Source organism: Aeromonas sp. Marseille-Q5825 (assembly GCF_946892685.1).
Lineage (GTDB): Bacteria > Pseudomonadota > Gammaproteobacteria > Enterobacterales > Aeromonadaceae > Aeromonas > Aeromonas rivipollensis.
In genome coordinates this window covers 1,192,777-1,209,734 of the sequence record NZ_CAMPOU010000001.1, presented here as the reverse complement: position 1 = coordinate 1,209,734, position 16,958 = coordinate 1,192,777, and the positions used below count along the sequence as shown (strand labels likewise).

The 16,958-nt window shown below is 65.5% G+C and carries 14 protein-coding genes; 5 read left to right on the top strand and 9 right to left on the bottom strand.

The genetic code is table 11. The annotated features are described in order from the left end of the window. Nucleotides 1-27 precede the first annotated feature (27 nt). Complete coding sequence (locus tag OC537_RS05545) at nucleotides 28-2,457, bottom strand: DNA polymerase II (protein ID WP_262110127.1); 2,430 nt, start codon at nucleotides 2,455-2,457, stop codon at nucleotides 28-30. Nucleotides 2,458-2,623: 166 nt separating this feature from the next. Here OC537_RS05545 and OC537_RS05540 point away from each other — a divergent pair, with 166 nt between their 5' ends. The 3 genes from OC537_RS05540 to OC537_RS05530 all read left to right on the top strand — a co-directional run bounded on the left by OC537_RS05540 (nucleotide 2,624) and on the right by OC537_RS05530 (nucleotide 5,031). After that, nucleotides 2,624-3,118, top strand: a complete 495-nt coding sequence (locus OC537_RS05540) for a prolyl-tRNA synthetase associated domain-containing protein (protein WP_262110125.1) — start codon at nucleotides 2,624-2,626, stop codon at nucleotides 3,116-3,118. Between the two features lie 256 nt (nucleotides 3,119-3,374). Beyond that, on the top strand, nucleotides 3,375-4,079 hold the full coding sequence (locus OC537_RS05535; RefSeq protein WP_262110120.1) for a DUF3106 domain-containing protein: 705 nt from the start codon (nucleotides 3,375-3,377) through the stop codon (nucleotides 4,077-4,079). A 73-nt stretch (nucleotides 4,080-4,152) separates the two neighbouring features. Continuing rightward, complete coding sequence (locus OC537_RS05530) at nucleotides 4,153-5,031, top strand: pirin family protein (protein WP_262110118.1); 879 nt, start codon at nucleotides 4,153-4,155, stop codon at nucleotides 5,029-5,031. A gap of 69 nt (nucleotides 5,032-5,100) precedes the next feature. Here the strand turns inward: OC537_RS05530 and OC537_RS05525 are convergent, their stop codons facing one another. From OC537_RS05525 to OC537_RS05510, 4 genes are all read right to left on the bottom strand, one after another. Continuing rightward, nucleotides 5,101-5,961, bottom strand: a complete 861-nt coding sequence (locus OC537_RS05525; protein ID WP_106886881.1) for a PA4780 family RIO1-like protein kinase — start codon at nucleotides 5,959-5,961, stop codon at nucleotides 5,101-5,103. Between the two features lie 172 nt (nucleotides 5,962-6,133). Continuing rightward, entirely contained in the window at nucleotides 6,134-7,129 is a 996-nt protein-coding gene (locus OC537_RS05520; RefSeq protein ID WP_262110562.1) for a lauroyl-Kdo(2)-lipid IV(A) myristoyltransferase, read from the bottom strand. 152 nt (nucleotides 7,130-7,281) lie between these two features. After that, a complete protein-coding gene (lpxM, locus tag OC537_RS05515) occupies nucleotides 7,282-8,271 on the bottom strand; it encodes a lauroyl-Kdo(2)-lipid IV(A) myristoyltransferase (RefSeq protein ID WP_262110116.1) in 990 nt (329 codons plus the stop codon). 225 nt (nucleotides 8,272-8,496) lie between these two features. Continuing rightward, complete coding sequence (locus tag OC537_RS05510; protein ID WP_262110112.1) at nucleotides 8,497-9,477, bottom strand: TDT family transporter; 981 nt, start codon at nucleotides 9,475-9,477, stop codon at nucleotides 8,497-8,499. A 103-nt stretch (nucleotides 9,478-9,580) separates the two neighbouring features. Between OC537_RS05510 and OC537_RS05505 the strand changes: the two genes are divergently transcribed. Continuing rightward, nucleotides 9,581-10,471: a LysR substrate-binding domain-containing protein gene (locus OC537_RS05505; protein WP_106886883.1), complete on the top strand. Its 891-nt coding sequence runs from the start codon at nucleotides 9,581-9,583 to the stop codon at nucleotides 10,469-10,471. A gap of 101 nt (nucleotides 10,472-10,572) precedes the next feature. Here OC537_RS05505 and OC537_RS05500 read toward each other — a convergent pair whose 3' ends face one another. The 3 genes from OC537_RS05500 to OC537_RS05490 form a co-directional block, all read right to left on the bottom strand. Further along, nucleotides 10,573-11,559, bottom strand: a complete 987-nt coding sequence (locus tag OC537_RS05500; RefSeq protein WP_262110109.1) for a Gfo/Idh/MocA family protein — start codon at nucleotides 11,557-11,559, stop codon at nucleotides 10,573-10,575. Nucleotides 11,560-11,625: 66 nt separating this feature from the next. Next, nucleotides 11,626-12,483 (bottom strand): deoxyribonuclease IV, encoded by an 858-nt coding sequence (gene nfo / locus OC537_RS05495; protein ID WP_262110106.1) that lies wholly within the window; start codon nucleotides 12,481-12,483, stop codon nucleotides 11,626-11,628. 178 nt (nucleotides 12,484-12,661) lie between these two features. Continuing rightward, nucleotides 12,662-14,698, bottom strand: coding sequence for a glycoside hydrolase family 3 protein (locus tag OC537_RS05490; protein ID WP_262110104.1), 2,037 nt, complete (start codon nucleotides 14,696-14,698; stop codon nucleotides 12,662-12,664). Nucleotides 14,699-14,929: 231 nt separating this feature from the next. Here OC537_RS05490 and OC537_RS05485 point away from each other — a divergent pair, with 231 nt between their 5' ends. After that, complete coding sequence (locus tag OC537_RS05485; protein WP_262110102.1) at nucleotides 14,930-15,940, top strand: helix-turn-helix transcriptional regulator; 1,011 nt, start codon at nucleotides 14,930-14,932, stop codon at nucleotides 15,938-15,940. On the opposite strand, the gene OC537_RS05480 is transcribed toward OC537_RS05485, so the two are convergent. Then, nucleotides 15,920-16,843 carry a LysR family transcriptional regulator gene (locus tag OC537_RS05480; RefSeq protein WP_262110100.1) on the bottom strand — a complete coding sequence of 308 codons (924 nt, stop codon included), beginning with the start codon at nucleotides 16,841-16,843 and terminating at the stop codon, nucleotides 15,920-15,922. The two genes, OC537_RS05485 and OC537_RS05480, sit on opposite strands and share 21 nt — an antisense overlap. Between the last annotated feature and the right edge of the window lie 115 nt (nucleotides 16,844-16,958).

The following is a 16,958-nucleotide window of genomic DNA, read 5'->3' as shown; positions in this document are numbered from 1 at the left end:
CAGCTCTCGGCTGTGGGGACTAGCTCGCTAGAAGAGATCCAGCTGCTGGCCGCAGATACGGTCGAACGACTCGCCGATAAAGGGCAGTATGGCGTCGGCAATGGGCCTCAGCTGCTTGTCGATGTAGTGCTCGTAGTCGATGGCGCTGCGCCTGTACTCCAGCGGCTCTGGGCCGTTCAGGGTCATCAGATAGGCGATGGTGCCCCTGTGCTGGTAGCGCTGGGGCTGGCCGCGGCGCAGGTTCTCCTCGTCCGCCAGCCGCGCCGCCCGCACGTGGGGGGGCACGTTCTTCTGATACTCCTCAAGCTTCTGGCGCAGCCGCTTGCGATAGATGAGCAGATCGTCGTGCAAGCCGGCCCGGGTCTCGTCCACCATGGTGCGCACATAGCCGCTGGGATCTTCGTCGTGAAACACCAGCTCATAGAGCCGGGTCTGAAACTGCTTGGCCAGCATGGTCCAGTCGGTGCGCACAGATTCGAGCCCCTTGAACACCAGCTGCTCAGATCCGGCCTGCCCCTCACCGCCAACCAGCCCGGCATAGCGCTTCTTGCTCCCCTTCTCCAGCCCGCGGATGGTGGGCATCAGGAAGCGGCGGTAGTGGGTCTCGTATTCGATCTCGAGATAACAGGGCAGATCGAACTCGCGCCTGATCAGCGCCGTCCAGTTGTCGTTGATCATGGCAGCCAGCTCGCGGCCTGTCTGCTCGGCCTGCTGCGGGCTGGTCTCCCTGTTCAGATGAACGAAGGTAGAGTCGGTGTCGCCATAGATCACCTCGAAACCCTTCGCCTCTATCCACTCCCGGGTCTGCTGCATGATGCTGTGACCGCGCAGGGTGATCGATGACGCCAGCCTGGGATCGTAGAAGCGGCAGCCCCCCGAGCCCAGCACGCCGTAGAAGGAGTTCATGATGATCTTGATGGCCTGGGAGAGCGCCTTGTTGCTGGCCGCCTTGGCCCTGTCCCGCGCCGCCCAGAGGGTGGCGATGAGATCCGGCAAGAAGTGCCGCTCGCGGGAGAACAGGGCGCCGCGAAAGCCGGGAATGGCCTGTTCCGGGTGTTGCAACCCCTCCACCAGCCCCATGGGGTCGATGCAGAAGGTACGGATGATGCTGGGATAGAGGCTCTTGAAATCGAGCACCAGCACGTGGCGATAGAGACCGGGTTTGGAGTCCATCACATAGCCGCCGGGGCTCGCCAGCCCACCGTCGGCGGGCAGATTGGGGGCCACGTAGCCGCCGCGATGGAGCCGCGGCAGATAGAGATTGGTAAAGGCCGCCACCGAGCCCCCCACCCTGTCGAGCTCGAGACCGGTGAGGGAGGCCCGCTCTATGGCGAAGGGGATGAGGTGGCAGTAGTCGAAGATCTCCCACACCAGCTTGCAGTCTTCCAGGTTGTAGCGGGCCAGCGCCTCCTTGTCGGAGTGGAACAGCTCGGTGATCTTCTCCCCCCGGTTCGCCACATCCTCGATGTCCTTGCCGCGACCGAGCAGTTCGCTCGCCACCGCATCCAGGCTGTAGCTGGCAAACTGCCAGGTGGCGCTTTTGAGGGTGTCGATTCCGTCCAGCACCATGCGCCCCGGGATGATGACGTTGCCGGTCTGGGGATCGTTGCGTGACGAGCGCCAGAAGCAGAGCTCCCGCCCCCGTCCGAGCCGCAGGCGCCGCTTGCCCAGCTCGGCGCGGCGCAGCAGCAGGCGAAAGTCGAAGTTAACCACGTTCCAGCCGATCACCAGATCCGGGTCGTGCCGCTGGAACCAGCTCTCCAGCGCGCCGAGCAGGGCACTTTCATCCGCCACCCACTCGACCTGGGTGCCCCAGCTGTCGGCATCCGCCTCCGGGGTACCTATCATGATGACCCGCGCATCCTGCTCGCTGTAAAGACCGACCGAGAAGAGCGCACCGTCCATGGCGCACTCCACGTCCAGCGACACCCAGGAGAGGGTCGGCGTCACCGCCTGCGGCGCGCAGCGTGCCTCGTTCACCTCCCAGTAGCCCTGCCTGCCCCCCTTCTTCACCGCCCGGCCATCGAAGCGCACGCCAGCGGTGATGAAGCGCTCCATCAGGAAGCGCTCCGGCAGCCGGATATCCGCCTCGAAATGCTCCAGCCCGCGAATGAGCAGCAGCTCGATGGCGCGGTGAAAGGCGCTCAGGGTGGCAAAATAGCAGCCCACCACGGGGCGGCCGTCGAAGGTGTGCATCGGCAGGCGGCGAAACCGCCCCCTCACCCCGGCGCCCTTGAACAACTCGGCGGCCTCGGTCATGTGGCTCTGTGGCAGGAAGAAGACCGGCTCCTGCCCCGGCACCACCACCCGCACCGGCCCCTGGGCGCTCCAGAGCCACATCACGATTTCGGTGGTGGCAGCGTGCCCGTCGCGGCCGCGCACGTCCCGACCGTGGCGGGTCAGGATAAAGCCGTCGAGGGGCAAAGTGGCGGGAACGGTGGGCTGGGTCGCGGTCATGGGCAATAGGGGTCGGCCTTGGGATGGGACTATTGTACGTTCATACAGTGCCTGCTCGCAATCGTCACCCTAGGCTGCGGGGCCTGAGTCAAACTGGTAAGCTCGATCCCGTCGTCATCCTCATCAACCCCTTTATTACCGCGCTTCGCCGACGAAAGGAGTCACTGTGGCAATCTATTCCCTGCTGGATCGGCTCGCCATCCCCTACCAGCGTATCGATCATCCCCCCGTTTTCACCTGCGAGGAGGCGAGCAGGCTGCTGCCCGACCTGCCCGCAGCCAAGACCAAGAACCTCTTTTTGCGCGATCCGAAAAGCGAGCGGCTGTTTCTGGTGGTGAGTCCGGAGGAGAGCCGGGTCGATCTCAAGGCGCTGGCGGCACGGCTCGGGGTCAAGCGGCTGAGCTTTGGCTCCCCCGAACGGCTCGAGGCAGTGCTCGGCCTCACCCCGGGTTCGGTCACCCTGCTCGCCATGGTGCGCGACAGCGAGCATGCCGTGGAGCTGGTGGTGGACGAGCGTATCTGGCAGGCCGAGCAGGTGCAGTGCCACCCGCTGGTCAATACCGCCACCCTGCTCATCCGCCTCGACGATGTGCGCCGTCTGCTGACCCACCTGGGCCGAGAGGCCTGCGTCATGGCATTGCCGATATTGGCAGCCGATTAAATGGCCGACACCACCATCAAGATGCAGCACCAACCAGAACCGACCCGTTTCGAATGCCGGATGGCTGGCTACTAGCCTGCGGGGCCACGTAGCAGGGTGTAATCTAGGGCCCACCACTCCCTCTCCTGCCCTCGATGCCGGGAAGATCCTCGCTACCCGGCGCCTGATGGGGGCTGGGTCTGCCATCCGCGGCCGGATTGGTGCATAGTCAGGTTATCATCCGTCCATTGCGTCCTTTCGTGGCACCGGGAGCATCATGCGCATCGCCCTCCTCATTCCCCTGCTGGCCCTGGGCCTTGCGGGCTGCAGCAACACCTCCTCGTCAGGCGCCAGCGTGGGAGTTGGCGCTGGTGACTATTACGGCGGTCACTATGGCGCCTCTTACTGGTGGTATGACGACTATTACGGCTATTGGGATGACTACTACCCCTGGTGCTGCGACAACCAGGGGGATTTTGACGAGCTGATCAAGAAGTGGTGGAGCGGGCTCGATCCTGAGCGCCAACAGGAGATCAAGGAGAAGTATCAGGATTGGCAGGAGAACAATGGCCAGCCCGATGTGGCCGCCTTGCGAGGGGAGCTGGCGGGCCGCTGGAATGCCATGACGCCGGAGCAGCAACAGGCCCTGCGCGACAACCGGCAGAACAGACCCAGCGTCAGCAACCCGGCCAAGGGCCCGCGCTCACCGCTGGATGACAAGGGGGGCACTCTCCCCAGGGCCGAGAGCGGCCTGCTGACCCCAGGGGCACAGCCCAAGGTCGACGGCGGCCTCTTGATCCCCTCCACCCTGCCCAAGACAAATAACGGCCTCTTGACCCCCGGGACCCAGCCCAGGGTGGATACCAGACCGCACCTTCCCCGCGCCATGGCCACCCCGGTGCGCGCCCCTACCGTCAGGCCGGCGATAAGGCCTGGCTTCACCCCCATGCGCAGCTTCGGGGGCGGAGGCCGCCGCCGCTAGCCCCCCCTCTCGGCGAGCGCGAGGGATACACTATCCTGATGCAGCAGGATCACCGCCCAGCAAGGAGCACGACATGACTCAACAGTGGCAACGCATTTCTTCCCGCCTCACCGACGTGGGCGGCATCCCTGTGGCCCGCGCCCTCCCGGTCAAGGAGCGGCGCACCATAGGCCCCTGGTGCTTTCTCGATCACATAGGGCCGACCCGCTTCGCCCCCGACGCCCCCGGGCTGGACGTGGGGCCCCATCCCCACATCGCCCTGCAGACCTTCACCTGGATGCTGGCGGGGGAGATTTTGCACCGTGACAGCCTCGGCAGCGAGCAGGTGATCCGCCCGGGCCAGGTCAATCTGATGACCGCCGGGCGCGGCATAGCCCACACCGAGGAGTCCCTGGCGGGCTACCCCGACCTGCACGCCGCCCAGCTCTGGATAGCGCTGCCTGAGCGTGATCAGGAGACCCAACCCCGCTTCGATCACTACCCCCTGCTGCCCAGCTGGCAGGAGAGCGAGACCACCCTGACCCTGCTCATCGGCGAGCATGCCGGGCGCCAAGCCCCCACCCTCAGCTTCTCCCCCATCCTCGGGCTGGACTTGCACGCGCCCCATGGCGGGCACATAGTGCTGCCGCTGGATCCGGCCTTCGAGCACGGACTCTTCCCCTTGCAGGGAGAGGCGACCATAGCAGGGGAAGCACTCGCCCCCGAGCAGCTCCTCTATCTGCCACCGGGCACCCGGGAGCTGGCGGTGACACTCGGCCCGGGCACCCGCCTGCTGCTCATCGGCGGCGAGCCCCTGGCCGAGCCGCTGCAGATCTGGTGGAACTTCGTGAGCTTCAGCCCGGAGGCCATTCGCACCGCAGCCGCGGATTGGGAGAGCGGCCATCCCCGCTTCGGCGAGGTCAAGGGTTACCCCGGCCCCCGCCTCAAGGCCCCGCCCCTGACGGGACGCTGAACCGGCCCGTCGCCCCAATGAAAAAGAGCGCCAAGGGCGCTCTTTGCATGGACAGGATCCGGGTTCTCGTCAGAACTCCTCTTCCTGCTCGGCCTTCATGCGGGCCCGACGCTCCATCGCTTCCTCTTCCGCGCTCTCGATCTCGTGCAGCACGGCATCGATGTCGATGGCCTCGGTGCTCTCCTCGAACAGGCCGGTCAGCTCGGATTCCGGGGTGAGCTTGCCGTCTTCGAACAGGGCCCACATCTCCCTGGCATAACGGGTCTTGAGCAGCTCGGGCGCATAGATGCCGTAGTAGTTGCGCATGTTGTTGACGTCCCGCTCCAGCATGGCCCTGGCCTGGTTGTTGGCGGCGGCATCCACCACCTGGGGCAGATCTATGATGACGGGGCCCTCTGCATCCACCAGCACATTGAACTCGGAGAGATCCCCGTGGATCAGGCCGGCACAGAGCATGCGCACCACGTAGCGGATCACCTTGCCGTGATCGATGAGCGCCTGCTCGGCCGAGAGCGCCACGTCGTTGAGGCGGGGCGCCACGTTGCCCTCGGCATCTGTGATGAGCTCCATCAGCAGGACGCCATCCAGGCAGACATAGGGGGTGGGCACCCGCACGCCGGCGGCGGCCAGCTTGAACAGGGCATCAACCTCTGTGTTCTGCCACACCTCTTCGTGCTGCTTGCGACCGTACTTGGAGCCCTTCTCCATGGCGCGGGCGCTGCGACTGTTGCGCACCTTGCGCCCTTCCTGATAGACCACGGCCTGCTTGAAGCTGCGCTTGGAGGCCTCTTTATAGACTTTAGCGCAGCGGATCTCGTCGCCGCAGCGCACCACATAGACGTCGGCTTCTTTGCCGCTCATCAGCCGGCTGATGACATCGTCGACCAGGCCGTCATCAACCAGAGGTTGGATTCGATTTGGAATTTTCATGACCGCCCTTTTACCTTATTTGCACCTTGTTTGCACCTTGTTTGCGTGGCGGGAGGCCAGACAGGGCCCCGCTTTGGTCCCCCACCGGCCCCTTGCCGAGGGTGGCCTGGTATGCCCTGCCCCAACCGCCTTTCCCTGGCTGTCAACACGACCCGCAGGGGAGCCCTGTGGTTCAAGGCTCGGGGGGCAACCCCTGGCGGATGCGCCGGATCCCCTCCTCGTAGAGGCCATCCTCCCCTTCGTTATCCGCCTGGGTCTCGAAAATCTTGAGAAACCACATGTATTGCTCGGGGAAGCGACCGAGCTGTTGCTCCACCATGCGGTTCATGGCGTTGACGTCTGCCTCCAGATCCTGGGTGGGATAAGGGTCGAACGGCGGCTCCACCTCGAGCCGGTAGCAGCCCAGATCCTCGTCATAGCAGGCCAGGATGGGCACGGCCCGGGCGCCGGTCAGCTTGACCAGCTTGGGCAGGGCCGGCAGGGTCGCCTTGGGGTGGCCGAAGAAGGGCACGAAGATGCTCGCCTCCCGGCCATGATCCTGATCCGGCAGATAGAAGAAGCTGTCGCCACTGCGCAGGGCCTTGATGGCGGGCTTGATGCCGACGCTGCGCTCATAGACACGCCCGCCCTTGCTGCGCTCGCGGTTGATATACCAGTCGAACACCGCATCCTTGGGGCTCTTCATCATGGTGCACAGGGGCACCCCCTCATCGGTCAGGTAGCGGCCTATCATGTCCACCGCCCAGGTGTGGGGCACCACGAAGATCATGGGGCGCCCGGCGGCCAGCTCGGCCTCTATATGCTCCCAGCCACGCACCTTGATGCGCCCTTTCAGGAAGGCGGGACTGCGCCAGGTGAGCTCGCCAAAACCCATGAAGGTCTTGAGACCGACCCGGATGGACTTGAGCAGCAGCCGCTCGCGCCCGGCCGCGTCCAGCGCGGGGAAACAGATCTTGAGGTTGGTCTCGGCGATGTAGGCCTGCTTCCTGGAGAAGCGCAGCAACAGGGGGGCCAGGGCATCGGCCAGCTTGTCTCTGTAGCTGGCCGGGATCCAGGCCAGCAGGGAAAGCAGGGCAAGCGCCAGCCAGCTGCCCCACAGACGGGGGTGCAGCAGACGCAGATGAAAGGAGGTGTCAAACACCGGATCTTGTGCGGACATGGTCGCCATCGAATCATAAAAACAGACCGTCATTTTAGTGATCCTGACAATTTTTTCTACCCGGGATCCCCCAAGCGGGGTTTCCAAGTCACTGATCAGACTAGTTAGAAATAAAAAGTGGCCCACATGGGGCCACTTATAAAGACGCATTAAGTTGCGGTTCAGGAATGAGGGCTGAGTCCCTTGCGGATGCGCCTTATCCCCTCTTCGTAGAGGCCGTCTTCCCCCTCCTGATCCTCGCGGGTATCGAAGATCTTGAGGAACCACATGTACTGACCCGGGTGACGGGTCAGCTGCCGCTCCACGCTGTCGTTCATGCGGCAGGTGTCGGCCACCAGATCATCGCTCGGGTAGTCGGCGAAGGGGGCCTCTATCTCCAGCCGGTAGCAGTGCGCCGCCTCGTCATAGCAGGCCAAGACAGGCACGGCGCGGGCACCGGTCAGCTTGACCAGCCGTGGCAGGGCCGGCAGGGTCGCCTTGGGGTGCTTGAAGAAGGGCACGAACAGGCTGGCCTCGCGGCCATGATCCTGATCCGGCAGGTAGAAGAAGCTCAGGCCGGATTTCACCGCCTTGATCACCGGCTTGATGCCGGCGCTGCGCTCGTAAACGCGGCAGCCATTCTTGGCCCGCTCGCGGTTGATGTGCCAGTCGAACACAGGGTTGCGGGCGCTCTTCATCATGGTGCACATGGGCAGGCCCCGCTGGGAGAAGTAGTAGCCCGCCGCATCGATGGGCCAGCTGTGGGGCACCACCAGGATCACCGGGCGACCGGCGGCCTGTTCGGCCTCGATGTGTTCCCATCCGCTCACCTGGATGCGCCTCATCAGGTACTCGGGGCTGCGCACGGTGAACTCGCCAAACCCCAGCAGGCTCTTGAGGCCGACCCGGATCGAGGTCATCAGTATGGCGTCCCGCTCTGCCTCACTCTGCTCCTTGAAGCAGATGGCGAGGTTGGTTCTGGCGATATAGACCTGCTTTTTCGAGATCTTGAGCACCAGGGGCGCCAGGGCGTCGGCCAGCTTGTCGCGCCAACGGGGCGGCACATAGGCGAGCACGCCGAGCACGCCGAGGGCAAGCCAGCTCACCCAGTAACGCGGGTGCAGCAAACGGGTCTGGAATGCGGAGTCAAACACGGGATCTTGGGAGGACATGGGTACTATCAAACAGTAGAAGTGGGCAATTGCGGCAATCCTGACAGGTAATACCAGTGAAAACCACCTTAATATCGCCTGAATGAGCGACAATTTGAGCCTTTTCACGGATTGACAGCCCCCCCTGATCCCCAGGCTGTGGGCGCTGCTCACGCTTTGTACCGGCCCCGGATGCAGCAGACCCCGCCAGGCGGGGTCTGCTCTTGGTCGAGACCGGCTGCGACCTTAGCGGCGCAGGGGCTGCTCCAGCATGCTGACCTGGCCAAGGGGCAGGAAGAACATCAGGTAGCGCAGCGCCACATAACCGACGATCAGGGTCGCCGCACCGAGTTCCAGATAGGCTAGCTGGTTGATCTGCGCCGCATAGTGGGCCGCCTCTGGCCACTGCGACAGCAGGTGACCCACCTTGAACAGGGCGGTGGCGCCTATCACCAGGGGGAAGGTGAAGGCGGCATAGCCCGGCGAGAACGGCAGACGCAGCAGCTTGATGAAGGCCAGGTAGATGATGCCTGTCATCAGCACGGCTATCCCCAGCAGCACGGCCACCAGCAGCAGCGAGGGATCCTGGCTCACGGTGAGGTAGCCGGCGAGCGACAGGCTGGCAGGCGCCGCCAGGATGGCGATGGTGGGCTTGGCGGCATCCGGCACCTCGTGGCTGAAGATGAGGCGATAGAGCATCAGCGGCAGCATCAGGCCGTAGCAGGCCATGCCGAACCAGAGCAGGCCATTGGCCAGGGCGGCGAAGGGGCCACCCGGATAGGCGACGTCGGCCACTATGATCCCCACCGGCGGCACGAACCAGCTCGGCACCATGTGGTGAATTTCAAACGCCTTGGCCCTGTGCCAGACGAAGGTGGCGAGGAACACCAGGTGAATGATCACCGCAAACAGCCAGAGCCCCTGGCCCAGGGTCGGGGCCAGCAGCCCCACCGCCTTGGAGACCACCATGGTCCCCATGGCATAGGTGGGCACTACGCTGCCCACCACGGGGTGGGCGAGATCCTGCCACAGCAGACGCGGGTGCAGCAGGAACTTGAAGGTGAGGATGAGGAGCAGCACGGCGGCGATGGCGGCCCCCAGCAGTTGCAGGCGGCCATCAAACTGACCGGCATTTTCCCAACACCAGCCGAGGCTGGCGATCCCGAGTGCCAGCCCGGCCATGGGGGTCGGGGCGGCGGCAAGGGAGCGACGGGTGCGTGCGATCATGACTGGTACCCTCTTGTTGATGACGATGTGCATAGGATAAAGAGGGTCTATCGTTTACGATATCTAAATGAATTGAACTAAGCGTTTAGGAAAATCAAACGACATGAAGCTGACCCTGCAACAACTCAAGGTGTTCGCCACCATAGCCCGCCACGGCAACCTGGGGGGCGCGGCCAGCGAGCTCTGCCTCAGCAAGGGGGCCGTCTCCCAGTCGTTGCAGGAGCTGGAGCGCCAGCTCGCCACCCCGCTGTTCGATCGGGTGCATCCCAGGCTTCAGCTCAACAACGAGGGGCGCCTGCTGCAACCGGCCGCCGAGGAGCTGCTGACCCGGATGCAGGAGATAGAGCAGCTGTTTGGCCCGGACGCCGAGCCGAGCGGCCAGCTGCGCCTGGGGGCCAGCCAGACCATAGGCAACTACCTGCTGCCCAGTCTGCTGGCGGGGGGCGCCCAGGAGCTGGGATCCGCCCCCAGGGTGACCATCGCCAACACCCACCTGTTGTGCCACTCCCTCGCCCACTTCGAGCTGGATCTGGCCCTCATCGAGGGGGAAAACCATCACCCGGATCTGGTGAGCGAGCCCTGGCTCGAAGACGAGATGCTGATCATAGCCCCGCCCCAGCACCCCCTGGCCGGGCAGCTGGAGCTGCCCCTTCGCCTGCTCGCAGGCGAAACCTGGGTACTGCGCGAGCCCCAGTCAGGGAGCCGCGAGCAGTTCGAGCAGCAGATCCAGCCCAGGCTGCCGCGCTGGCAGGCGGGGCTCGAGCTCAACACCCTGGAGGCGGTGATGCTGGCGGTGGAGAAGGGGCTCGGCATCTCCTTTATCTCCCGCCTCGCGGTCTCCGATCGCCTGCACAGCGGCCGTCTGGTGGCGCTCACCCCGAGCCAGACCTTCCCCCGCCAGCTCTCCCTCGTCTGGCACAAGCAGAAGTTCCACTCCGCGGCCCTGCGCCGCTTCCTCGCCTTCTGCCGCGCCCAGACCCTGCCCGCTCCCTGAGCCTAGGGTCACCCTAAAACAAAAACAGAGGGCGCCGTGGCGCCCTCTGTTGTTTAAGGAAGGTGTTGCGGGGATCTATTGCAGGATGACGTGCGGCGCCATCAGCCTCCCCGGTGCAGCCCCGCCTCGACCCAGCCCAGCACCCGCCGCGTCAGGGCGTGGGGCACCCAGGGGGAGTCCAGCAGCCGGTGGCGCAGGCAATCGGCGAAGTGATCCGCCTCGTGCTGCATGCCGCCCCCCTGCACCGGCAGGTAGATGTCCGCCGGCCAGGCGGCAGGCGGCGTATCCCCCTGCCAGCGAATGTGCTGGGGATTCCACCACTTGCCCTCGATGACCAGGGTCCACGCCTCCCCCGAGAGCCAGGCATCCCGATCGAGATCCTCGACGATGGAGGCGCCAAGCTCCGCCGAGAAGGGGCCGCCGAAGCTGAAGCGGGCCGCGAGATCCACCTCCCCCGGCGCCCTGTCCAGCGCCACCTCGGGGGCCTGGGTCGCGAGCCCCAGCCGCTCGCAGAAGGCGGCATAGAGCCAGAGCGGATAGACCCCCACATCCCAGGCGGCGCCGCCGTCGAGGGCAGGATCGAACAGCTTGCCGACTGGAGGCGGGGCCGAGCCGAACGCCGCCCGCAGGCTGCGGGGCGCGGGCAGCAGGGGCAACCGCTGCAACAGGGCGCGCATGGCGGGGAAGCACATCACCTTCATGGCTTCGAGCAGCAGCAAGCCGCGCTCATGGGCAAGCGCCACCAGGGCGTCCCAATCCGCCACCCGGGTCACCGCCGGTTTCTCCACCAGCACGTGCTTGCCCGCCAGCAGCATCTGCCTGATCAAGGCGGCATGCTGTGGGTGGATCACCGCCACATAGACGGCCTCCACCTCTGGGCTCTCGGCCAGGGCCTGATAGCTGCCATAGGCCAGCCCCAACCCCAGCTCACGGGCGAACTCGTCGGCCCGCCCCTGATCCCGGGCGGCGATCGCCACCACGCGCCCGCCCCTGGCGTACTGATTGACGTCGCGGCAAAAACGCCTGGCGATGGCACCCGCCCCGGCTATCCCCCAGCGCAGCAGTGGCGCTGTTCCCTGTGATTGCATCTCTTCCTCCTTCTTGTTGCCAGCCAACAACCCCCTCCCTGCCTCCCCCTTCGAAAGGGGGAGGAGTCAGCTTGTGGCCTGTTCGATCTGCAGGCTGCGCAGCCAACTTATCTCGTCGCCCCAGATCGCCTCGTCTATGGTCTCGAGGATCAGCGGAATGCCGTCGAAACGGTGATCGTTCATGATGTGGTGGAACACGGCTTCCCCCAGGTTCCCCTCCCGCAGGCTGTGGTGGCGATCGACCCGACTACCGAAGGTACACTTGGCACCGTTGATATGCATCCCCTTGAGGTACTCAAAGCCCACGATGCGGTCAAAGTCGGCGAACACGGCGGCGCAGGACTCGGGGGTGCGCAGATCGTAACCGGCGGCGAAGGCGTGGCAGGTGTCGAAGCAGACCCCAACCCGGCTCTTGTCCTCCACCCCCTCGATCAGGGTGGCCAGGTGCTCGAACGACCAGCCGAGGTTGGTGCCCTGGCCGGCGGTGTTCTCGATCACCGCCGTGACCCCTTGGCTTCGCTCCAGCGCCCAGTTGATGGACTCGCTCACCAGTTTGAGGCTCGCCGCCTCGGGGATCTGCTTGAGGTGGCTGCCGGGGTGAAAGTTCAGATAGCAGAGCCCGAGCTGCTCGCAGCGCTTGATCTCGTCCAGGAAGGCATCCCGGGATTTGGCGAGGCCGTCAGGATCCGGGTGGCCCAGGTTGATGAGGTAGCTGTCGTGGGGCAGGATCTGCTCGGGGCTAAAGCCCCCCTTGTCGCAGGCCGCCTTGAAGGCGCGGATGCTGGCCTCGGAGAGTGGCGCCGCCTGCCACTGGCGCTGGTTCTTGGTGAACAGGGCGAAGGCGTTGGCCCCGATAGCCTGGGCGCGGGCTATGGTGTTCTCCACCCCGCCGGCCGCACTGACGTGGGCTCCGATAAATTTCATCTTGTCTCCTCTGCGCGCTTGCTGGGTTCGCTCGCCTCTCGCGGTCGCGAGGCGCGGCAACCCTGATGGGGCGTCATTATGCCCAAGCCAGCCCCTTGCGCCAAACCGGGATTGTCGATGGCGGCAATGGAAAAGGCGCCCGCAGGCGCCTTGGTGATCATGGATGTCGGGCTCGCCCTCAATAGGCCAGACCGGCACCATAGGGGTAGAGCGGGTTCGCGGAGTCCTTCGCCACGTCCGGGTGCTGGTTCTGCACCGCCTGCCAGCTGGAGGGCAGCTCGAAGGGCAGCTTGCCGCTGGCCTTGACCTTGCCGCTGATGACGTCGAACAGCGCCTGATCCAGGGCCCCGAAGTTGGCCAGCAGCACCTGCGCCGCCGGTGCCACCTCGGTCAGGATGGCGGGCCTGTCCAGATAGACGGAGAGCACCATGGGCACCCCGGCCTGCGCGACGGCCTGGATGGCGGCGTACTCGTCTGCCCCGCGGTAGATCCCCTCGTGGGCAGTCTCCTGCACCACCTGATCTGCGCTGGCAAAACCGAGCTGACCGAAGTGGATGCTGCCGAACGGGAAGCGGGGATCCTGCTCGCCCGGGGCATTGACCCGCACTATGGCGAGATCGGCCTGGGCCAGATCCGTCACCACCGTATAGCCGTTGGCCGTGGCCACCTCGGCATTGACGTTGTGCAGGTAGACCCGCTTGCCGTCCGCCTTCTGCGGCAACAGGGCCCCCTCGTTTTTCAGCAACACGTGGGACGCCGCCTGGGCGGCCTGGGCGGCCTGCTGGAACTCGGCCTTGCCCACCAGGGCCACCGCGGCCTGGGTATCCACATAGGGGTTTTCGAACAGACCCAGGGCGAACTTCTGCTCCAGGATGCGCTCGGCCGAGGTGGTGATGGCCGCCTCGGTCACCAGGCCGCTCTGCACCGCCGCCAGCAGGGGGGCGGGATCTTCCACGCCGCCAAACTGATCCACCCCGGCATCGATGGCCTTGGCGTAGCGCTCGGCCTTGGTGAGCTTCTCCACGCCCCAGGACATGCCAAAGGGCACAGTCCAGGGGCTGACGCCCGCCGTCACCTCATCCTGGCTCAGCCCCTGCTCGCAGCGGGCGTTGCAGTCGTTGACTATGCCCCAGTCGCTCAGCACCACGCCGTCGAACTTGAAGTGGCCCCGCAGCAAGTCGGTGAGGATCTGGCGGTTGAAGCCAAAGCCCACCTCCTCGATGGCCTGGCCTTCATGGGTCAGCCCCTCGGGCAGGGCGTAATAGGGCATCACGGCCCCCACCCTGGCCTCGAAGGCCCCCTCGAAGGGCACCAGGTGATAGGCGAACTGGCCGCCGGGATAGACCTGCTCCTTGCCCCAGGGGTTGTGGGCATCCAGGCCATCTTTCTGGGGACCGGCCCCGGCGAAGTGCTTGACCACTGTGACCACGCTCTCCTTGCCTATGCCGTCGCTCCCCTGCTGGAAGCCCTCTATGTAGGCCTTGACCAGGGATTTGGCCAGCAGGTTGTCTTCACCGAAGGTGCCGTTGATGCGGCCCCAGCGCGGCTCGGTCGCGAGATCCGCCTGGGGGGAGAGGGCCTCGTGAATGCCGACGGCCCTGTACTCCTGGCGGGCGATGTCGCCAAAGCGCTGCACCAAAGCGGCATCGCCGATGGCGGCGAGCCCCAGGGTCTCGGGCCACTGGGAGAAGGCCCCGGCGCCTATGCTGGTGGCGTTGGGATCATGGGTGAAGTGGTTGCGGGGATCCGTGCTCACCGTCATGGGGATGCCGAGCCCCACCCCTTCCAGCAGGGCCTGCAGCCGGTTGTTGTCCTCGGCGATGGCCGCCGGATCCCCTGCCATGCGGGTGATGAAGGTATTGACGCCATCCTCGCGCAGCATCTTCTCCATGGCGGTGAGGTTGACCCGCCCGTCTGCGTCCAGCACCAGGGTGCCGTGCATCATCAGGCCCGCCTTCTGGGCCAGGGAGAGCCTGCCCACCAGATCCCGGGCCCGCTCGTCGGCGCCAAGGCGCCAGTCTTCATAGGGGGTCAGGGCGCCGCTGCCATCGAGATCCTTGAATTGCAGGCCATCCTGCTCGATCAGGCTGACGGTGCGGTGCCCCAGGGTGGGCTGCTCCGGCTTGGGGCTGGAGTCGTTGCCATTGCACCCTGCCAGCAGCAGGACGCCCATGCTCAGGGTGAGACGGGTCAGAGCGAAGGGGGGATATGTCATTATTGTTATCTTCCATGTGTGTGTAGGAGTGGCCACTCTATGCAAAATCGGCCCGCCTCACTTGCCCTGCGGGTGCAGGGAATTGCCGGTTGGGAGCACGTTCGAAAAGTGTGAAAAGGGTTGCAGGGTTACCCTTGGTTACATTTCTGAAACATGAAGCCGAACCTGGCTCACGGCAATTCATGGCCAATGGCGGATGATGGTGGGCCACCGCCGACAAGGATTTTCGCCGTGAAGACAGTCTCCAACCGGATAGCCCTGCACTGCCTCAACCACTGGCAGAGACAGGGACGGGATCCGGCCCAGCTCCTGCAAGGTGCCGGTATTGCCAGAGAAGAGCTGCTGCTCCCCCAGGGGCGGATCGACGCCCAGCGCCACTTCCGGCTGCTGACCCAGGTCGCCCCCCATGTGGACATGGCCCACAAGTGGTCGCCCCCCTCGCTCTCGGGGCTCTTCGCCGACTACCTGCCGCTGGCGAGCCTCTGCTGCAACGCCGCCACCCTGCGCCAGGCCCTGCACTTCTTCCTCGCCTACCGCCCCCTCATCGGCGAGTGCGATCGGATACTGCTGCGGGAAGAAGAGGGACAGGCCAGGCTCAGTTACCATTCGGAGTCCGATCACCCGGACGTGATCGCCATGAGCAGCCTGGCCAACCTCGGTCACCTCTATGCCCTGCTGCAGTTCTACCACCCCGGCCAGGGCCGGCTGGTGCTGCCCACCCCGGTGCGGCCCAGGCTGTGGCGCGAGCTGGGGGCCTGGCTGGGGGATCGGCTGCAACGGGGAGAAGCCTTTGAGCTGCGCTTCCCCGCGGCCTTGCTCGATCTCGCCCACGGGGGCTGCAACGGCCCCCTGCAACCTCTGCTGCTGGGGGAGCTCGACGGCCAGATGCGGCAGTTGCGCCCGAGCAGCCACTACAGGGAGCGGGTGCTCGGGCTCATCCGCCAGCGGCTCTGGCAGGAGAGCGTCGACTCCCCCACCCTGCTGGCGGGGATCTGCGAGGCCCTCAGGCTGACCCGCTGGACCCTCAACCGCCACCTGCGCGAGGAGGGGTGCCACTTCTCAGGATTGCTGGAGCAGGTCAGAAGAGAAGAGGCCTGCCGTCTGCTGCAGGATCCCGGGCTGCAGCTGCAGGAGGTGGGCGGGCGCCTCGGGTTTGCCAGCCAGAGCAGCTTCACCCGCTTCTTCAAGGAGGCGTTCGCCCTCTCCCCCAGCGAATACCGCTCAAGGCGCAGCCGGCTCTGACTCCCCGGCCAGGGCCCCGGCGAGCAGCTCCGCCAGCCAGTGGATGAAGAGCTGGACCCTGGGCGCCAGCTGGCGGCGATGGGCATAAAGGGCGTGGATGGGGAGCGGCGGTGCCTGCCACCGGGGCAGCAGGCTTATCAGCTCGCCGCGCCCGAGCAGCCCCTCCACCCCTACCCTCGGCATCTGTATGATGCCAAGCCCCGCCAGCGCCGCCGCAAGGTAGGTCTCGCTGTCGTTGACCATCAGGGCCCCCGCCATCGGCAAGAGGGCGCGGCTGCCATCCGCCTGCTGGTACTCGAAGCCCGGCTCGCTGCGCCCCTGCCCCGACCCATAATGGACCAGCCGGTGCCCGGCCAGATCCGCCAGGGTCTGCGGCACCCCGTGACGGGCCAGGTAGGCGGCACTGGCGCAGTTGATCTGGCGATAGTGACCCAGGGGGCGCGCCACCAGGCTGGAGGGCTCCAGCGCCCCGACCCGCACCACGCAGTCGAAGCCATCGCGCACCAGATCCACCCGCCTGTCCGTACTGCTCAACATCAGCTGCAAGTCGGGGTGCTGGGCCAGGAAGGCGGGCAGCGCCGGGATCACCAGATGGCGCGCCATCCGGCTCGGCATGTCTACCCGCAACTGCCCCGAGATCTGGCCCCCCTGGCGAAACAGGCCGTCAAACTCCTCCATGTCCGCCAGCAGATCCCGGCACCTGGCGTAGCAGAGCTGGCCATCCGTGGTGAGCTGCACCCGTCTCGTGGTACGCAGCAGGAGCCGGGTGCCCATGCGCTCCTCCAGCCGGCGGATGGCGGCGGAGAGGGTCGCCTTGGGGATGCCCAGTTGCTCGGCGCAGCGGGTAAAGCTCTCGAGTTCGGCGACCCGCACGAACAATTTCATCGCATCCAGTTGATCCATGGCCTGATTGTCTCTTCAAACGGAACAGTGATTTCATTATCACGCTATTTATCCGGCATTAAAGGAACAATACAGTGATCCGGTCGGCTCGCACCGAGCCCTTGTCATTCACCCA